This window comes from Kitasatospora sp. NPDC002227, assembly GCF_040296285.1.
Classification (GTDB): domain Bacteria; phylum Actinomycetota; class Actinomycetes; order Streptomycetales; family Streptomycetaceae; genus Kitasatospora.
This window is the reverse complement of record NZ_JBEOWY010000014.1, coordinates 88,587-104,138: the sequence shown is the minus strand read 5'-3', so window position 1 is coordinate 104,138 and position 15,552 is coordinate 88,587. Positions and strand designations below refer to the sequence as shown.

The 15,552-nt window shown below is 68.2% G+C and carries 18 protein-coding genes; 12 read left to right on the top strand and 6 right to left on the bottom strand.

Translation table 11 applies throughout. From position 1 onward, the window contains the following. Positions 1-68 precede the first annotated feature (68 nt). The 4 genes from ABT095_RS15765 to ABT095_RS15750 all read left to right on the top strand — a co-directional run bounded on the left by ABT095_RS15765 (position 69) and on the right by ABT095_RS15750 (position 3,790). Positions 69-1,895 (top strand): DNA polymerase, encoded by a 1,827-nt coding sequence (locus tag ABT095_RS15765; RefSeq protein WP_350529959.1) that lies wholly within the window; start codon positions 69-71, stop codon positions 1,893-1,895. Between the two features lie 260 nt (positions 1,896-2,155). Continuing rightward, positions 2,156-2,977, top strand: a complete 822-nt coding sequence (locus ABT095_RS15760) for a sigma factor (RefSeq protein ID WP_350529958.1) — start codon at positions 2,156-2,158, stop codon at positions 2,975-2,977. 2 nt (positions 2,978-2,979) lie between these two features. Beyond that, positions 2,980-3,144 (top strand): hypothetical protein, encoded by a 165-nt coding sequence (locus ABT095_RS15755; protein ID WP_350529957.1) that lies wholly within the window; start codon positions 2,980-2,982, stop codon positions 3,142-3,144. A gap of 457 nt (positions 3,145-3,601) precedes the next feature. Beyond that, positions 3,602-3,790 (top strand): hypothetical protein, encoded by a 189-nt coding sequence (locus ABT095_RS15750; RefSeq protein WP_350529956.1) that lies wholly within the window; start codon positions 3,602-3,604, stop codon positions 3,788-3,790. A gap of 58 nt (positions 3,791-3,848) precedes the next feature. Here ABT095_RS15750 and ABT095_RS15745 read toward each other — a convergent pair whose 3' ends face one another. Continuing rightward, positions 3,849-4,052, bottom strand: coding sequence for a DUF397 domain-containing protein (locus ABT095_RS15745; RefSeq protein ID WP_350529955.1), 204 nt, complete (start codon positions 4,050-4,052; stop codon positions 3,849-3,851). Then, positions 4,045-4,878, bottom strand: coding sequence for a helix-turn-helix domain-containing protein (locus ABT095_RS15740; RefSeq protein WP_350529954.1), 834 nt, complete (start codon positions 4,876-4,878; stop codon positions 4,045-4,047). The genes ABT095_RS15745 and ABT095_RS15740 overlap by 8 nt, the downstream gene beginning before the upstream one ends. Positions 4,879-4,986: 108 nt before the next feature. Between ABT095_RS15740 and ABT095_RS15735 the strand changes: the two genes are divergently transcribed. The 7 genes from ABT095_RS15735 to ABT095_RS15705 all read left to right on the top strand — a co-directional run bounded on the left by ABT095_RS15735 (position 4,987) and on the right by ABT095_RS15705 (position 9,286). Beyond that, on the top strand, positions 4,987-5,238 hold the full coding sequence (locus ABT095_RS15735; protein ID WP_350529953.1) for a hypothetical protein: 252 nt from the start codon (positions 4,987-4,989) through the stop codon (positions 5,236-5,238). After that, a complete protein-coding gene (locus ABT095_RS15730) occupies positions 5,235-5,450 on the top strand; it encodes a hypothetical protein (RefSeq protein ID WP_350529952.1) in 216 nt (71 codons plus the stop codon). Before ABT095_RS15735 ends, ABT095_RS15730 begins: the two co-directional genes overlap by 4 nt. After that, positions 5,447-5,665: a hypothetical protein gene (locus ABT095_RS15725; RefSeq protein ID WP_350529951.1), complete on the top strand. Its 219-nt coding sequence runs from the start codon at positions 5,447-5,449 to the stop codon at positions 5,663-5,665. Before ABT095_RS15730 ends, ABT095_RS15725 begins: the two co-directional genes overlap by 4 nt. A gap of 186 nt (positions 5,666-5,851) precedes the next feature. After that, positions 5,852-6,373 (top strand): NUDIX hydrolase, encoded by a 522-nt coding sequence (locus ABT095_RS15720; protein ID WP_350529950.1) that lies wholly within the window; start codon positions 5,852-5,854, stop codon positions 6,371-6,373. An 87-nt stretch (positions 6,374-6,460) separates the two neighbouring features. Beyond that, complete coding sequence (locus ABT095_RS15715; protein ID WP_350529949.1) at positions 6,461-7,534, top strand: radical SAM protein; 1,074 nt, start codon at positions 6,461-6,463, stop codon at positions 7,532-7,534. Positions 7,535-7,546: 12 nt separating this feature from the next. Continuing rightward, positions 7,547-8,677 (top strand): methyltransferase domain-containing protein, encoded by a 1,131-nt coding sequence (locus tag ABT095_RS15710; RefSeq protein WP_350529948.1) that lies wholly within the window; start codon positions 7,547-7,549, stop codon positions 8,675-8,677. Positions 8,678-8,848: 171 nt separating this feature from the next. Continuing rightward, positions 8,849-9,286, top strand: a complete 438-nt coding sequence (locus tag ABT095_RS15705) for a hypothetical protein (RefSeq protein ID WP_350529947.1) — start codon at positions 8,849-8,851, stop codon at positions 9,284-9,286. Positions 9,287-9,336: 50 nt separating this feature from the next. On the opposite strand, the gene ABT095_RS15700 is transcribed toward ABT095_RS15705, so the two are convergent. The 4 genes from ABT095_RS15700 to ABT095_RS15685 all read right to left on the bottom strand — a co-directional run bounded on the left by ABT095_RS15700 (position 9,337) and on the right by ABT095_RS15685 (position 11,409). Next, a complete protein-coding gene (locus tag ABT095_RS15700) occupies positions 9,337-9,690 on the bottom strand; it encodes a hypothetical protein (RefSeq protein WP_350529946.1) in 354 nt (117 codons plus the stop codon). A 75-nt stretch (positions 9,691-9,765) separates the two neighbouring features. Continuing rightward, positions 9,766-10,185 carry a hypothetical protein gene (locus ABT095_RS15695; RefSeq protein WP_350529945.1) on the bottom strand — a complete coding sequence of 140 codons (420 nt, stop codon included), beginning with the start codon at positions 10,183-10,185 and terminating at the stop codon, positions 9,766-9,768. Between the two features lie 106 nt (positions 10,186-10,291). Further along, entirely contained in the window at positions 10,292-10,849 is a 558-nt protein-coding gene (locus tag ABT095_RS15690) for a hypothetical protein (protein WP_350529944.1), read from the bottom strand. Between the two features lie 122 nt (positions 10,850-10,971). Next, entirely contained in the window at positions 10,972-11,409 is a 438-nt protein-coding gene (locus tag ABT095_RS15685; protein WP_350529943.1) for a DUF3574 domain-containing protein, read from the bottom strand. Between the two features lie 249 nt (positions 11,410-11,658). Between ABT095_RS15685 and ABT095_RS15680 the strand changes: the two genes are divergently transcribed. Next, positions 11,659-15,399, top strand: a complete 3,741-nt coding sequence (locus tag ABT095_RS15680) for an RHS repeat-associated core domain-containing protein (RefSeq protein ID WP_350529942.1) — start codon at positions 11,659-11,661, stop codon at positions 15,397-15,399. Positions 15,400-15,552: the final 153 nt, after the last annotated feature.

The following is a 15,552-nucleotide window of genomic DNA, read 5'->3' as shown; positions in this document are numbered from 1 at the left end:
CACCAGGGGGCACCTACTTAATAAGTAGGTGCCCCTCTTGGGGCGGTATGGAGACATACCGGCACAGCGTGGCGGGAGAGACCGTCACTATCCACGTACCCCAAGATGCAGACGACCTAGAGGAGTTCACTGCCTGGCTTCGGCGGGCATCGGCTCGCGGCCCGGTGGCGCTGGACACAGAAACCACCGGTCTGGACGTGTTCTCAGCCGGCTACCGGCTCAGGACGGTGCAGTTCGGGGACCGGTCCGACGCGTGGGTGATCCACTGGGAACGGGGCGGCCCGTTCCGCTCGGCAGCCTGGCGCGCACTGGAGACCGTCCCGCACGTCCTGATTCACAACGCCCCGTTTGACTGGCTCGTCATTGACCGGCATGCAGAGATCTCGATTGAGTCGCTTGCCCCGCGCACCACGGACACCCGGATCAAGGCGGCTCTGCTCGACCCCCGGCAGCCCCAGGAAGGCGGCCTAGGTACGGCGCTCAAGCCCTTGAGCGCGGCCTACGTCGACCCGTCCGCCCCGGACACCCAAGGAGACCTCACGGCCGTCTTCCGGTCGCTGGGCTACACCAAGGAAACCGGCTGGGCAGGGATTGACCTTAGGCACCCAACTTACAATCTCTACGCGGGACTTGACTGCATTCTGACGGCCCGGCTCGACCCGATCCTGACGAGCCGGCTGGAGTACTTCGGCGTCCGTGGAGCGCTCGGGCACTACGAGCACCAACTTGCCCGAATAGCTTCGATCATGCAGCGGCGGGGGCTGCTGCTGGACGAGGAGTACACCCGTGAGCTCGACGCCACGCTTGCCCAGGAAGCGGCCAACTACGCTGACAAGGCAGCTCGTTACGGCGTCGACTCGGTCAACTCGACTCGCCAGATAGCCGAAGCCCTTGCGGGCATGGGCGAGAGCCTGACGGAGCGGACGAGTTCCGGGGCCGTCCGGGTGGACAAGAGCGTCCTGCTCGCCCTGGCCGACCGGGATCTTCAGTGGGCCCGGCTCGGTATCCGCACACCAAACCCGTTGGCGGAAGCTGTACTTCACGCGAAGCGCTCGGGGAAGTGGCGGCAGACCTACGTCCGGACCTTCCTCGACACGGTGGACGCCGACGGTCGCGTGCACCCGTTCACGCACACCATGGCCGCCAGGACGGGCCGCATGAGTGTCACCCGGCCGGCTCTCCAGACGCTCCCGAGCAGTGACCACATGATCCGTCGGTGCATCCTCGCTGAGGCCGGTCACGTGATCCTGTCGACGGACTTTCAGGCTGTGGAGATGCGGGTGTTGGCAGCTCTGGCGGGAGTGAAGCGGATGACCGAAGGCTTCCTTGCCGGAGCGGATATCCACGAGTTCACTGCACGACTGGTCAAGGGCGACGCCTTCACCGCGAAGGATCGGAAGACCTACAAGGGGGCCGGGTTCTCGAAGGTCTACGGGGGCGGAGTCGCGACGGCAGCACGCCAGACCGGTGCCAGCGAAGAGGACATGGCTCGTGCCTTCGCCGAGTACGACCGCTTGTATCCCGAGATCCGGCGTGCGTCCGCCCGGTGGCAGCGTGAGGCCAGGGGCAACGGCATGGTCTTCGTCAACGCGGTGGGGAGGAGGCTTCCGCTCGACCGGGACAGGTCGTACGCCGTGGTCAACTACGCCTGTCAAAGCGCTGCACGGGACCTGCTCGGACAAGCGGTGCTCAACATGGAAGAAGCCGGCTTGCTGGACTCGCTCCGGCTCTTGATCCATGACGAAGCGCTCGCGTCGGTGCCGAAGAAGGACGCGGAGGAGTACGCGCGGGAGTACGAGCGCTGCATGACCATGGACCTGTACGGCGTCCCCATCACCGCTGAAGCGGAGATCGGGGGCCGGTCCTGGGGCAGCCTCTACGGCGCTGCCGCCTGACGATCATGGTCGCGGGAAGGTCACAGTCCCTCTCCTCTCGCTCATCCCCAAGTAGGAGACCGGGGAGGGGCCAGCTACCGAGATGATCACGGCCTTCAGGGAAGCCTCTAGCGGCGACAGCTTGGGACGTATCCAAACTAAAGCTCGAGCGTCCCCCAGGTCCCTAGCTTCGTGATCACGACGAAGCCCGGGGCGGGGAGCTCCGGGAAGTCCTTGCGCTCAAGGGAGGGCAGGACCACTGACGAAGCACTGGGGGCACCGTGATCGACCTGACCGAGCAGCAGATTGCTGACGCGAAGAACAACGAGATCGACGCCGTGACGGCCGTCGTTCAGGCCACTGAGGAACGCGTGATGCAGCTCGCGCGGCACTACAGCGAGACCTCACGCCGCGTGGACGCCGAGCTGATGGAAGACCTCGCCCAGGTGGGCCGCATCGCGGTGTGGGAAGGGCTGTCGCGCTTCCGGGGGGCCACGGTGGCCGAGTTCTTCACGTTCATGGACCGGACCGTCAAGGGAGCCATGAGCGACGCCCGCAAGGAGGAGACCCGGCAAGGGGTGTCCCGCTCCGTTGCGGCCGACTTCGAGCGGGCCCTGAGCCTGGCCGGCGGTGACCCGTACGAAGCCGAGTACCTGGTGACCACCACCGAAGCGATGGGCGCGCGCAGGATGACGGCGGAGACGGCCTACGCGGCGCGGCTCTCGTACATGGGCGTCCAGTACCTCGACGCGCCCCTCAGTGCTTGCCGCACGGGGTACGGGAAGGACACGCCGGACGCCCGATCGGTGGGTGAGTGGCTGTCGGAGCGGCTCGCGGTGCCGGCTGATCTGCTGGAGTCGAGCGACTTCGAGCGGGACCGTCGGGATCGGACCCGGGATCGGGTGCACTGCACCTTGGGGCAGATGGGCGAGCAGCAGCGGCACGTTCTCATGGCGCTGGCCGGTGTTGACCCCGTGCCCTACTACGGCACCGAGCACGACGGGCAGCTTGCGGCGGACATGGGCCTGCCCCAACACCGCATGTCGGTGATCCGCAGCAAGGGCAAGGACCGGTTCGCCCAACTCTGGGAGAAGGCGGCCTGACCGTGAGCTTCTGCACTGCTGACGGCAGCACGGTGGAAGTCCGCCGGTACGGCTGCCGGATCGAGCTGCACCTGAGGGCGGCCGACGGGCGGACCGTGGCCACGGTGGACATGGACTACCTCGACGCCGAGGAACTGATAGACGCCCTGTACATGGCAATAAACTGAATAGCCCCCGCTTCGGCGGGGGCTTTTTGCGTTGGCGCGATCTGTCATGGCACGAACATTTCCGTAGCTGACGAAGCGTCAAAAAAGACTCGGAAATCCAGTGCAACCTTTGGCAAAGCCATGCGTCTTAAAGGGCAAAGCCGCAGCGCTTGACAGTCCATCAGCAACCGGGGTGTCAAGGGCTCTGACCTGCGCATATGACCAACCCATTAACCACGTGGTGGCTGTCGGTGTGGCCGTGTAGGTTCGATGGTTCGGGGCCGGAGTAAGGCAATTTCCCAGTGCGCGAGGGGGTGGCACAGCCATGACTAAAAGGAGGATGCCCACGATTGAGTGGCGGACCGAGGTGCCCAAGACAACACTGCCAGGGCTCATTGCCTGGCGGCCGGCTGGGAGGAACTTTCCCGCTGAGTCGGACTACATCTACACCGGGGACGAGCTGACTAGAGCGCTCGCCGTGTACGGGTCGACCACGGCCCGGTTCATGCCGAAGGCGCCGAAGCGCTTCCGGCTGGTGGCCCGGTCGATCACCACCGGGGATCTGGTCGGGCTCTTCGAGTGGCATGTCTCGGCGGACTCGGGAGAGTGGACACCGAGCGGCCCGCCCTGGGTGCACTGGGACGAGTGGGTGGAGCTCGCCGCGTAACGGAAAGACCCCGGCGGGCAGCTCGTGCTCACCGGGGTCTCGGTTGTGGCGGTGTGCTTCAGACGGTGCCGAACTCGCCCGAGCCGGCGGCCTGGGCGAAGGCGGCCCAGGCGTCAGCCGAGAAGTGCAGCTGAGGGCCCTCAGGGTCCTTGGAGTCCCGCACAGGCACGACGCCCAGGGCGACAAGGTCGGGGGAGATCTCGACGCACTGGCCGCCGTTGCCTGAGTAGCTGCTTTTGCGCCAGCTGAGAGAGTTACGCATGTTCAAAGTCCTTTCGGAGCTTCCGGATCATGGCTAACGACGCAGCTCGGGGCAGCGCCTCAATCTGCAAGTGATCGTAGTCGTTGGCCCACTCCGCCACCGTGGCGCCGTCTCGTTCTAGATACCCGCGCTGCTGCGTCTCGGTGTATCCCAGCATGGACCTGTTCGGCATCGTGAGCAGGGTGAGCGGGTAGTAGAGGGGGTTTGCCTCTCCCAAGGCATCCGGCGCCACCTGCAGTGCGGTCTTAGGGCGCTTGGCCAACTCCTCAAGGTGCTTGAGTTGGCGGGCCATTACCGCTGGCCCTCCGATCGGACGGCGCAAAGCCGCCTCATCCATGATGGCAAACACGGCCACCGGTGGGGTCTTGGCCAGGATGCGCTGTCGCTTCAAAAGGAAGGCGACGCGGGTGTCTGCCTGCTCTTGGGTGGTTTTCCCGCGTACCACGTTGCCGGACTCCAGCGCTGCCGCGTACTCCGCCGTCTGCAACAAGCCGGGCATGACCCGGGTCTCAAAGAGGCGCACGGCGGTGGCGCTGGTCTCCTGGGTTGTGTAGTCGGTGAACCCGGGGATCAGTGCCCCGTTCTTCCAGCTCCACCACAGGAGTTGGAGGGTTCCACCCGTCTCTAGGATCTCGTCCGCCTTCTCTACGAACTTCAGGTCGGGACGCGATTTGGTCGTCTCAACGTTCGAAACGTGCGTCTCGGAGTAGTTCATCAGATCAGCTAGTTGGGCCTGGGTTAGGCCCTTCTGGTCCCGTGAACTGCGCAGATGGACGGCGAACGCAGCTAACGGAGATGACGTTGGGTCAAGCTTCCTGCGATTCAAGATCGTTCCCAACTTGAAGTAGGGCCAACTGCGGAGTTCAAGTCCTATTGATGCTAGCCGCCGTAGCCGATTCTGGTAGTGGGTTCACTACGGAGAGGAGCGGCGGCGGTGAGTACGCGCAGGAAGCCCCCACGGGCGCAGTACAAGCCCACGGTTGGCGAGTTGGTGATCGACGCGGCACACAAGGGCGTTGAGGGCGTGTACATGGGCGTCCACGCCGGCAAGGCACACCTTCGACCGGAAGCGGGCGGGAAGGAGTGGACCACGGACCCGGGTGCCCTCGAATCCCCGTTCGATAAGCCAAAGTTGGTGCTCCGCCTCAAGCCGGACACCCGGTATCCACAGGGCAGTGCCGCGTGATCACCCCCACAGCGCGAGTTGTCGCCTTCGCCAGTGTGCTGGTTTTCGCCTTCGGTGCGATCGGCGGGGGAGCTGTCGCCCTGGCCGTGGTCGGCAACACGCCCTCCAAGGCGTTCGCTGGGCTGCTGGCCGCCGCCGTCCTGGTGATGATCGGCATTGTTGCGTTCGGCGCGCTGGTGACCCCTGACCAGAGCGATCGGGACACGCTGTGACGGTCATAGCCGAACTGCCCGCGATGAACACCAACGAGCCTGCTGAAGAGGTGACTTCGTGTCACGGCGGCCAGTATTTCGACCTGCTGGCCCGGCAGTACCGGCGCAATCCGAAGAAGCTTGCTGGCCTGTTGAAGCTCTGGGTCGAGCACGTTGCCAACGGGGAGTGCAACGACCCTCAGGGGTGTACGCGAGCACAGGCGGACCGGGCGTGACTCGGCGGACCCTCACGGCGGCCAACTACCAGTTCCGACTCGGCGGTTACCTGGCCGCCGTAAGACGCGGACGTGCTGACGCAAGATCTCCCAGCCTGCCGGTGGAACACCCGTGCTCCCAGGGGGAAAGAGGTGCGCTCGGCTTGCGTCAGACCAGCAACATCGATACACAGGAAGGGACTTGAGATGATCCAGGATCAGACGCAGGGCCGTGACCGTACCGACTTCATCAGCCCGCCGGCTCGGGGCATGGCGGCACAGGGCATCCTCTTGCACCCCGACGGAGTACGCCTGCTCATGCTCGACATGGCGCACCGCCCGTGCCCGTGGCTGCCCGGCGGCAGCAGTAAGGGACAGGAAAGCCCCCACGACACCATGACGCGACTTGCCAAGACTCAACTCGGGCTCGACCTGGGGTTCGCCGACCTGGGGTTCGCCTTCGTGGACCACACCATCCCGAAGGCGGGCACGAACTTCAAGGAGCGGTTCAACCACGGGTTCGCGCTGCAGCTCACCGAGCAGCAGGCGAGCAGCGCACGGCCCCTGCTGGACGCCGGCCCCGACCTTCAGGGGTTCGATTGGCTCACCCCCGACGAGATCGGCGAACGCTGCGAGGCGCACCACGTCAACCGTGTGGTGGTCGGGCTCAGGTGGCTGGCGAACCCTGGCTACACGGTGATCATGCGAAACGGCGTCGTCGTCCGCTGACGACCCCCGCGTACTCCCGTTCCGGCGTGGTGCTGACCGTCGGAACGGGTCTCATTCTCAGTGACTCATCAGTGAGAGGAAAGCCCCATGACCGCGATCATGGAACCGCCTGTCTGTGCCAAGTCCGCAGTGCCGCACATGATCGAGTTGGAGATCACCGGGAAGTGCCAGTTGCAGTGCGCACACTGCCTCTCCGACTCGGCGCCGAGTGTTCCGCACGGCGTGATGACGCTCGCCGACTGGTGTGGAGTGGTCGACCAGGCCGCCGAACTCGGCATCACCAAGGTTCAGTTGATCGGTGGCGAGCCGACCACGTTCCCCGGGTGGGCAGACCTGGTGGACCACGCGCTCTCCCGGGGCCGCATGGTCGAGGTGTTCACCAACCTGTTCCACGTCTCGGCCAAGGGCTGGGCCGTGTTCGAGCGCCCCGGTGTCAGCCTCGCCACGTCCTACTACTCGCCGAACCCCGGTGAGCACGACCGCGTGACGCTGGTGTCCGGCAGCCACGAGCGGACCCGGGCCAACATCGCGGAAGCCGTGCGGCGCGGCATTCCGATCCGTGCCGGGGTGGTGGGCGTCCATGACGGACAGCTCGAACAGCTCGCGGTCGAGGAACTGCGCGCCCTCGGCGTCGCACGCGTCACGCTCGACTACGCGCGTGGCGTCGGACGGGCAGCTAAGTCCGCGCCCACAACCGGAGAGCTGTGCGGGAACTGCGGCCGTGGCCGACTCGCGGTCATGCCCGATGGCTCGGTTTCCCCGTGCGTACTCGGACGGTGGATGAAGCCCGGCCACGCGAAGCAGCCCGGGGGAATCCGGGCGGTGCTGGAAAGCCCCGAGTGGGCGGCCGTAGTGGCGAGCATCCCCGAGCGTCGACCGGCGAACCTCGGGGGGTGTCCACCGAACGACAGCAATGACTGTTCCCCGGCTAACAGCCCGGCCTGTAACCCCGCCTACGGGTACGCCCCGGCGACCCTTGGGGGGTGCCCGCCGAACGACTCCAACGATTGCAACCCCGCGAGCACCGAAGCATGCAACCCCGCGTACAGCGTTGCGCCCACTCCCGTGGCACTCGGGGGCTGCCCGCCGAGCGACAGTCAGACTTGCTCTCCGGCAAACCCCGCCCCGTGCAACCCTGTCTTCGGCGTCTCCGAGCAGTAGGAGAGGGAATCCATGAACTGGGAGCACCACGCCGCCACCCTGGCGGAACGTGTCACAGACCCGGACTCACGTTGGCGGGACGCGGTGGCCAGCATTCCCCGGCACACCCTGATCCCGAACTGGTGGGAGCGGAGCCCTGAGGGCTGGACCCTGCACCAGGGCGAAAACGACCCGGAGCGATGGGCGCAGGTCGCCTACGGCGCCGAGTCGGCCGTCACCAGTGTTGGTGGACACCATGCGGACCACGCCATGCCCGACGACCACCCGCTCGGCCTTCCCACGTCGTCCGCCACTCTCGCCGCCCTGGTGGTGAAGATGCTCCGACACGGGCGCATTGGCCCGGAACACGACGTGCTCGACGTGGGCACCGGAGCCGGCGGGCTGACTGCCTACCTGTCCCACCGAATCGGCGACCAGCGCGTCACCAGTGTGGATGTGGACCCGTACCTAGTCGACGCCGCGCGCGATCGGCTCGCCGGCCTCGGGCTGCACCCGTCGATTGACGCCGTGGACGCAACGGGTCCGCTCCCGGGCGACTTCGACCGCATCGTGTCGACCGTGGGTGTCCGGCCCGTTCCGGCGTCGTGGCTCGCTGCTCTCCGGAAGGGGGGCCGTCTGGTCACGACAATCCGGGATACGGCCCTGATCCTCACCGCCTGGGCAACACCGGACGGCGGGGCGGTCGGCCATATCGAGCGGGATTGGGCCGGGTTCATGGGCACCAGGCATGGTGCGAACTACCCGCCCGGACCGGTCGAGGTGTTCAAGGTTGCCCGCGATGCCGAGGGGGAGGAGGTATCGACCGGCCGGTACCCCGTGGCCGATGTGCGGGACGGGTGGGAAGTCTGGTCGTTCCTCTCCGTCTCGGTGCCCGGCATCGAGTACGACTATGAGCAACGAGACGGCCAGCGGACTGCCTACATGGTCCACCCCGATGGGTCGTGGGCCCGCGCCAGTGCTCCCGACTTCGGACCGCCGACTGTGCACCAGAGCGGCCCCCACCGACTCTGGACCGAGTTGGAGCGAATCCGGACCCGAAGCATGGTTGAGGGCGGACTACCGCTGTACGGATGCGACGCCACCGTGACACCGGACGGGGTGATCCACCTGTCCCGGGGCCGGTGGTCGGCCACCATCGGCTGACTGGGTGCACTTTCGTTACGCTCGTCTGTGGGGGCGGGGCATCCACACGATTACGACCCGTGCCGGCTCCGCCCCCAACTCTGCCGATCTGGACAGATCTTGGTCGGCAGCGCTACCGTTCGACCCACAACAAAACAGAGACCCCGGCGAGTGCGCTAACACTCCCGGGGCATGGACGAAGCCGTGGAGGGCTCCGACATGACGAATCCTACTGCCTGGCTTTTTGCCTGGGCTACCTGCCTTGTCCTGGCGTTCGCGCTGGCCTGGTGGATCACGATTGCCCCTGAGCGGGAGCGCGAGCAGCAGCCCATTCGGGTTCAGCTCAGCTGGCAGCGCCCGACTCCTGAACCGCTTGAGTCGTTCACCTTCCCGCCCCGTGAATTCCTCCGTGGGACCGCGCTGGCCGTGAAGGTCCTTGAAGCCCCTTCCGAGCCCGATCCGACTCCGGAACACCCGGAGCTGCCCCTTGGCCGTCTGGTGCCCCTGTGGCTGGACGTGTGGACCGAGCAGCAGCAAGTACACCAGCGGCGCCGTGCTGCTGCGGCAGCTGCCGTCGGGTGGCCGGACCCCGGGTACACCTACCGGGGCGCTCACGCTCTCGCGAGCTAGAAGCACCTAGCCCCGTCCGGGCCGATCCGGGCGGGGCCCTCACAGGCTCGCTATAAGTGCCAGTCCACCGCGTTCGGATGCTCGGTCGCGAAGGCCGCCAGCGCCTTGCCGCCGGGTGCGGTGATCTTGAACTTGAACTCGGCCGGAGCACCGGCGGCGGGGGCCGGGCCGATCAGGTCGAGCCGGTAGCCGCCCTGCTCGGCGGCCAGGCCGTCGCTGTCGCCCTCGGCGCCGGGGTGGCTCATGCCGGGCATGTCGCCCATCCCGGCCATGTCGTGGCTGCCGGAGGCGCTCGGGCTCATGCCGGGCATGGGGTCGGCGCTCGAACCGCAGGCGGTCAGGGCGAGGGCCAGCGCGGTGGCGGCGGCGAGGGTGGTCAGGGTACGGCGGACGGGCTTGCGCACGGTGAAGTCCTCAGGGTGTGCGTGGGTGGACGGGGCGCGTGGCCCGGCTCCGGTCGGAGCCCGGGCGCGGCCCGGTCACGTCCGCGAAACGCAGTTCCTGACTGTCACGTCCCGGCCGCCGGAGGGCGGCGCCCGGGGGCCGTCGGCGGCGGAGCGGGCCGGGCCGTCGACGGCCCGGGCCGCTGCTTCCACCGCGTACGGCGCCGTGCCCGGCTGGGCCAGGGGCTGGCCGTGCTGGGCCGGCGTCGCCAGGCAGACCTCGCCCGGGTGGCCGTGCCCCGGCTCGGCCGGGGCGGCCGTCGGGCCGGGGCCGGGGTCGGGGTCGGCCATGGCGTGGTGTGCGGGCGCGGCGGCGTGATCGGCGGTGGGCTCTTCGGTGGGCGCGGCCGCCGCCGTCCGATGGCAGCCCGAGGCGGCGGAGGCAGGGCTGCCGTGCATCAGGAACAGCCCGGCCAGCACGGCGCACAGCACGTACAGGCGGGTGAGCTTGCCCATGCCCTGCCTCCCGTGCGGTCGCCGTTCCCGTTCCCGTTCCCGTTCCCGTTCCCGTTCCGCCCGACGATACCCCCTGCCCGTATGTGGGCGGTACCGGTACCCGGGGTCAGGAGTGCCACAGCTCCTTGATCGCGGTGATCTCGCCCTTGGTGTTCACCGCGATCTCGTACCCGGGGTAGGTCGAGCAGCTGAGCGGCGGCTGGACGTTTGCGCCGCCGTCCAGGCAGTCGCCGATGTGCGTCCACAGGTCGCCGATCAGCACCGACCGGTACTCGCCGGTGTCCGTCACCAGCTGCGCCTTGGCGTCGGGGGCGAACAGATAGGTCAGCTTCCGGCCGTTCTCCTTGTAGTGGCCGCCGCCCGGGTCGCAGCGGAAGGAGGCCGGCCAGGCGAACATGATCCCCTGGGTCGGCCGGGCCGTCGGGATCACCACGTGGTCGCCCTCGGCGAGGGCGGGGGGCGTGCAGTCCATACCGGGGGCGTCACCCGCCGTCTGGGTCTTCTCCGGCGCGGGCGCCGTCCGGCTCGGAGCGGAGCCGGGTGCCGAGGCCGTCACCGTGCCCGCCGCCGCCGGCCCGGCCGGGTGGCCGCCCCCGGGCTCGCAGGCCGCCAGCCCCAGGACCGACACCGCACCGAGCACCGCCATCATCCGTCGAGCCGTCATCACACGCTCCCCCGTCCACCACTGTCATTGACGGTCCGACAGACTATCGGCTGCCGACGCGGCCACGACGGCCACCTGGGGGCCGTTGGGTGGAGCGCGCACCCCGGGGTGCGTCCGAGCGGCTAGAACGAGGCCCGGACCGCCTCGTCCACCCGGCCCACGGACTCCTGCTGGAACCGCTGGTCGTAGGCACGGCGGATGCCCTCGACGGCGGCGCCCGCCGTCCGGCCGCTGGGCGCCGTGTACAGCAGCGTCACCAGGTACGAGCGTTCGTGCTCGATGACGCCGTGGCGATCCCGGTATTGGCCGCGGGCCTGCTCGACGGTGAGACCGTCGGGGAAGTGCGGGGTGATCTCCGCGTCCACGAAGTCCTGGAACTCCTGGTCGGTGACTGCGGGCCCGCCGTCGGGTCGCTCGGTACCGAAGAACAGCTGGGTACGGATGTACGGATCGCGCGGCGCCGTGGGCGAGTCCGCCGCACCCGCGACGGGGGCGAGCGAGGCACTCGTCAGCAGCACGGCGGCACCGGCGAGCAGCCCGGCCCAGGTCCTGGTCTCCATACCCGGGAGAACGCCCAGCCGGCCCGCCCGGACACGCCGATCATCCCGAACGGGCGAAGAGCGCCGCACGGCCGATGGGCTCCCCGGCGGGCCCGACTGCTGAACGGGCGCTGCCCGCCCAGGAGCGCGTGCTCAGGAGGCCATGCACCGAAACCCGAACATTGTCGGGCAAGTCCGGAACTCGACTCCCCCTGCCGACCACCCGGGCTACGGTCGACCGGACGTGCGATCACGGGGGTTGGGCTTCGAATGAGCAATCAGATCGTCAAGGCACTCGAGCACGCGGCGCAGAAGGTCGGTACCGCGATCGCCAAGGACGCGAGCAAAGCCGTCAAGGACCTGTACCACTCGGCAGGCAAGAACCTGAAGAAGGTCGCGGCCAACGTCCGTGAGGTGGAGGAGAAGCACGCCAAGGACCTGGCGAAGGCCTTCGAGAAGGGCGGCAAGGACGGCGCCCACCACCCACACGCCCCCAGGGGCGGCGGGCCGAAGGGCCACGGGCACCCGAAGGGGCGCGGCCGTGGCCAGGTGAAGGACCCTCGCACCGAGGGCCGTGACCACGGCACCCGCAAGTGCCCCGGCGAGCCCGTCGACATCGCGACGGGGCGGATGTTCATCGACCAGGTGGACGCCTCGCTGCCCGGCTCGCTGCCGCTGCTGTTCACCCGTAACTTCGAATCGGGCCTGCTGACCGGCCGTTGGATGGGCCCGAAGTGGCTCTGCACCTTCGACGAGCGCCTGGAGCTCGACGAGCACGGTGTCGTCCACATCCGCGCCGACCGCATCACCCAGGCCTACCCCCACCCCGAACCGGGCGACCCCGTCCACGCCTCCGCCGGCTCCCGCCACGAACTCGCCGTCGAAGACGGCCTGTTCACCGTCACCGACCCGGCCACCGGCCTGGTGAAGACCTTCACCCCCGACGGCGACGAAGCCCTCCTCACCGAAGTCCGCGACCGCCACGGCCGCCACTACACCCTCACCTACGACCCCGACGGCACCCCCCTCTCCATCACCCACTCCGGCGGCTACCGACTCCTCGTCACCGTCGAACACGCCCGCATCACCGCCCTGCGCCTGACCACCCCCGACGGCGACGTGATGCTCATGCGTTACGGCTACACCGACGGCCACCTCAGCGCGGTCTACAACTCTTCCGGCAAGCCGATGCGCTTCGCCAACGACACCGCCGGCCGCATCCTCTCCTGGACCGACCGCAACAACTCCCAGTACCAGTACACCTACGACCCCTTCGACCGCGTCACCGACGAAGGCGGCACCGACGGCGCCCTCCGCTTCCAGTTCGCCTACGGCGACCTCGACCCCGCCACCGGCCTGCGCGAACACACCGAGACGAACGCCCTCGGCGCCACCACCACCTACACGATCAACCACCACGCCCAAGTTGCCGCCGTCACCGATCCCTTGGGCCACACCACGACCTACGAACGCGACGACTTCGACCGCCTCCTCGCCGAGACCGACCCCCTCGGCCGCACCACCCGCTACGCCTACGACGGCGCCGGAGACCTCACCACCATCACCCGCCCCGATGGGCTGCAGTCCACCGCCACGTACATGGATGGCCTCAGCCTCCCCGTCTCGATCACCACCCCTGGTGGGGTCACCTGGCGGCACACCTATGCCGGGCACGGACTCTGCAGCTCGATCACCGACCCGCTCGGCGCCACCACCACCTACACCTACGACGATCTAGGTCATCTCACCTCTGTCACCGATGCGCTCGGGAACGTCACCCTGGTCCGAAACAACCCCGCCGGGCTGCCCTGCGAAATCATGGACCCGAGCGGCGTGACCACGTCCTACCAGTACGACGCCTTCGGACGCATCGTCGCCGTCGCCGACCCGAGCGGTGGTGTGGTGCGGCTGGCGTGGACCGTTGAGGGCTATCCCGCCAGCCGGACTGCCCCGGACGCCGGAACGGAGGCGTGGACGTACGACGGTGAGGGCAACTGTGTGACCTACACCGATCCATTGGGCCGGACCACAGTCTTTGAGTACACCCACTTCGAGACGTTGGCGGCCCGCACCGGACCGGACGGGGCCCGCATCACCTTCACCCACGATGCCGACATGAAATTGGTCGCAGCCACCAGCGCCCTCGGGCAGCAGTGGACCTACGTCCATGACGCGGCCGGCCGCCTGATCGGCGAAACCGACTTCGACGGCCGCACCGTACGCTACGAGCTTGACGCCACCGGGCGGATCGCCGCGGTCACCAACCCGCTCGGGGAAGTCACCGGCTACACGTACGACATGCTCGGCCGCCCCGTGGCCAAGGACGCGAACGGGCAGGTCACCACGTACGAGTACAACGCCGCCGGATACCTGACCCGGGCAGCCAACCCGGACGCCGACGTGGTCAGGAGCGTTGACGCCGTGGGCAATGTGGTGACGGAGAGCGTGAACGGACGCACCACCAGCCACACCTACGACCTGCTCGGCCGCCGCACCGCCCGCACCACTCCTGCCGGGCACCGCAGCACCTGGACCCACGATCCGGCGGGCCGACCCGTTGTCCTTGACACCGGCAGCGGCCGGAGCATCCGGTTCAGCTACGACGCGGCGGGACGGGAGCGACTGCGGACCATCGGCGAGCGCCTCGCTCTTGCCAGTGCCTGGGACAACGCGCACCGCCTGGCGGCGCGGACCCTGCAGACCGTCGGGCCGGTCGGGCCCGAGGTGCTGGTGGACCACGCGTATCGCTACCGTCTCGACGGCAACCTCAGTGAAATGGACGACCGCTTCTCCGGCCGCCGGGCCTTCGAGCTCGACGCCGCCGGACGGGTCACGTCCGTTCAGGCCGCCACCTGGACCGAGAGGTACGCCTACGACCCGGCCGGCAACCTCACCGACGCCGACTGGCCCGCCACCGACCACACCGAGGCCGCTCTCGGGGGCCGGACCTTCTCGGGTACGCGGCTGGCCACCGCAGGTCGGATCCGTTACGAGTACGACGCTGCCGGACGGACCACACTCCGTCAGGTCACTCGGCTCTCCCGCAAGCCCGACACCTGGCGCTACTCCTGGGATGCCGAGGACCGTCTCGCCCAGGTGACCACACCGGACGGAACACGTTGGCGCTATCTCTACGACCCCTTCAACCGACGCATCGCCAAGCACCGTCTGGTTTCCGGCGGAGACCAGGTCGAGGAGCAGACCGACTTCGTCTGGGACGACGAGACACTCGTGGAGCAGACCACGCACGCCGCCTACCTGCCCGGCCCGCACACTCTCAGCTGGGATCACCAAGGCCTGCACCCGCTCGCCCAGACCGAGACCATCTCCCACCAGGGCCAGGTGGACCGCCGGTTCTTCGCCATCGTCACCGACTTGGTCGGCACCCCCACCGAACTGATCGACACGACTGACGACAGCATCGCCTGGCGGGCCGACTCCGCACTGTGGGGTCACACCACCTGGCCCAGCACCAGCAACACCTACACTCCGCTGCGTTTCCCCGGCCAGTACTTCGACCCTGAGACCCGGCTCCACTACAACCTCAACCGCTACTACGACCCCGAGACCGCTCGCTACACCACTCCCGACCCGCTAGGGCTGTCGGCCGCCCCCAACCCCGACACCTACGTCCACAACCCGCACACCTGGGTGGACCCGCTCGGACTCTCCCCGCACCCCCGGCGGCCCGGCCGCCTGTCCGATCCATTGCCGCAGGGACTTCCGAAGACCCACGTCCGTGCCTACGAGGAGATCCGCGCGGGGCGCGGTGTGCCGCAGACTCCGCCCGGGTCGAACGTCCAGCAGATCTTCAACGGCCGCCGACGCCATGAGCGGCCATGGGCCGGTGCCAAGGAGTGGCGGGTTCCCGGTCAGCGGGACGGGGACACCTGGCGGATCCTGGAGAAGACGCTCCCGGACGGCCGAAAGGTCATGGGGTGGACCACCGATCACTACGACACCATCCACCCCTTCGGTGCCCCGCACTTCCCCGATGCCGGGTGGAGCTAGAGTTGCCTGGGCCAGTACGGACGCCCGGCTTGCCGGGCACGGGGAGGGAAGATCCCGAGGTGACTGCAGACTCTCCCGCGCACCCGCTCTACCGGCTCGTCGAAGACGAAGAGGACTGTGAAATCCTTTCCGCGCGAGACCTCGACGGGTTCT

Coding starts and splice junctions, on each gene's coding strand:
- ABT095_RS15720 (WP_350529950.1), top strand. CDS start 5,852: ATGATCCAGGATCAGACGCAGGGCCGTGACCGTACCGACTTCATCAGC.
- ABT095_RS15685 (WP_350529943.1), bottom strand. CDS start 11,409: ATGGAGACCAGGACCTGGGCCGGGCTGCTCGCCGGTGCCGCCGTGCTG.
- ABT095_RS15710 (WP_350529948.1), top strand. CDS start 7,547: ATGAACTGGGAGCACCACGCCGCCACCCTGGCGGAACGTGTCACAGAC.
- ABT095_RS15680 (WP_350529942.1), top strand. CDS start 11,659: ATGAGCAATCAGATCGTCAAGGCACTCGAGCACGCGGCGCAGAAGGTC.
- ABT095_RS15705 (WP_350529947.1), top strand. CDS start 8,849: ATGGACGAAGCCGTGGAGGGCTCCGACATGACGAATCCTACTGCCTGG.
- ABT095_RS15690 (WP_350529944.1), bottom strand. CDS start 10,849: ATGACGGCTCGACGGATGATGGCGGTGCTCGGTGCGGTGTCGGTCCTG.
- ABT095_RS15745 (WP_350529955.1), bottom strand. CDS start 4,052: ATGCGTAACTCTCTCAGCTGGCGCAAAAGCAGCTACTCAGGCAACGGC.
- ABT095_RS15715 (WP_350529949.1), top strand. CDS start 6,461: ATGACCGCGATCATGGAACCGCCTGTCTGTGCCAAGTCCGCAGTGCCG.
- ABT095_RS15695 (WP_350529945.1), bottom strand. CDS start 10,185: ATGGGCAAGCTCACCCGCCTGTACGTGCTGTGCGCCGTGCTGGCCGGG.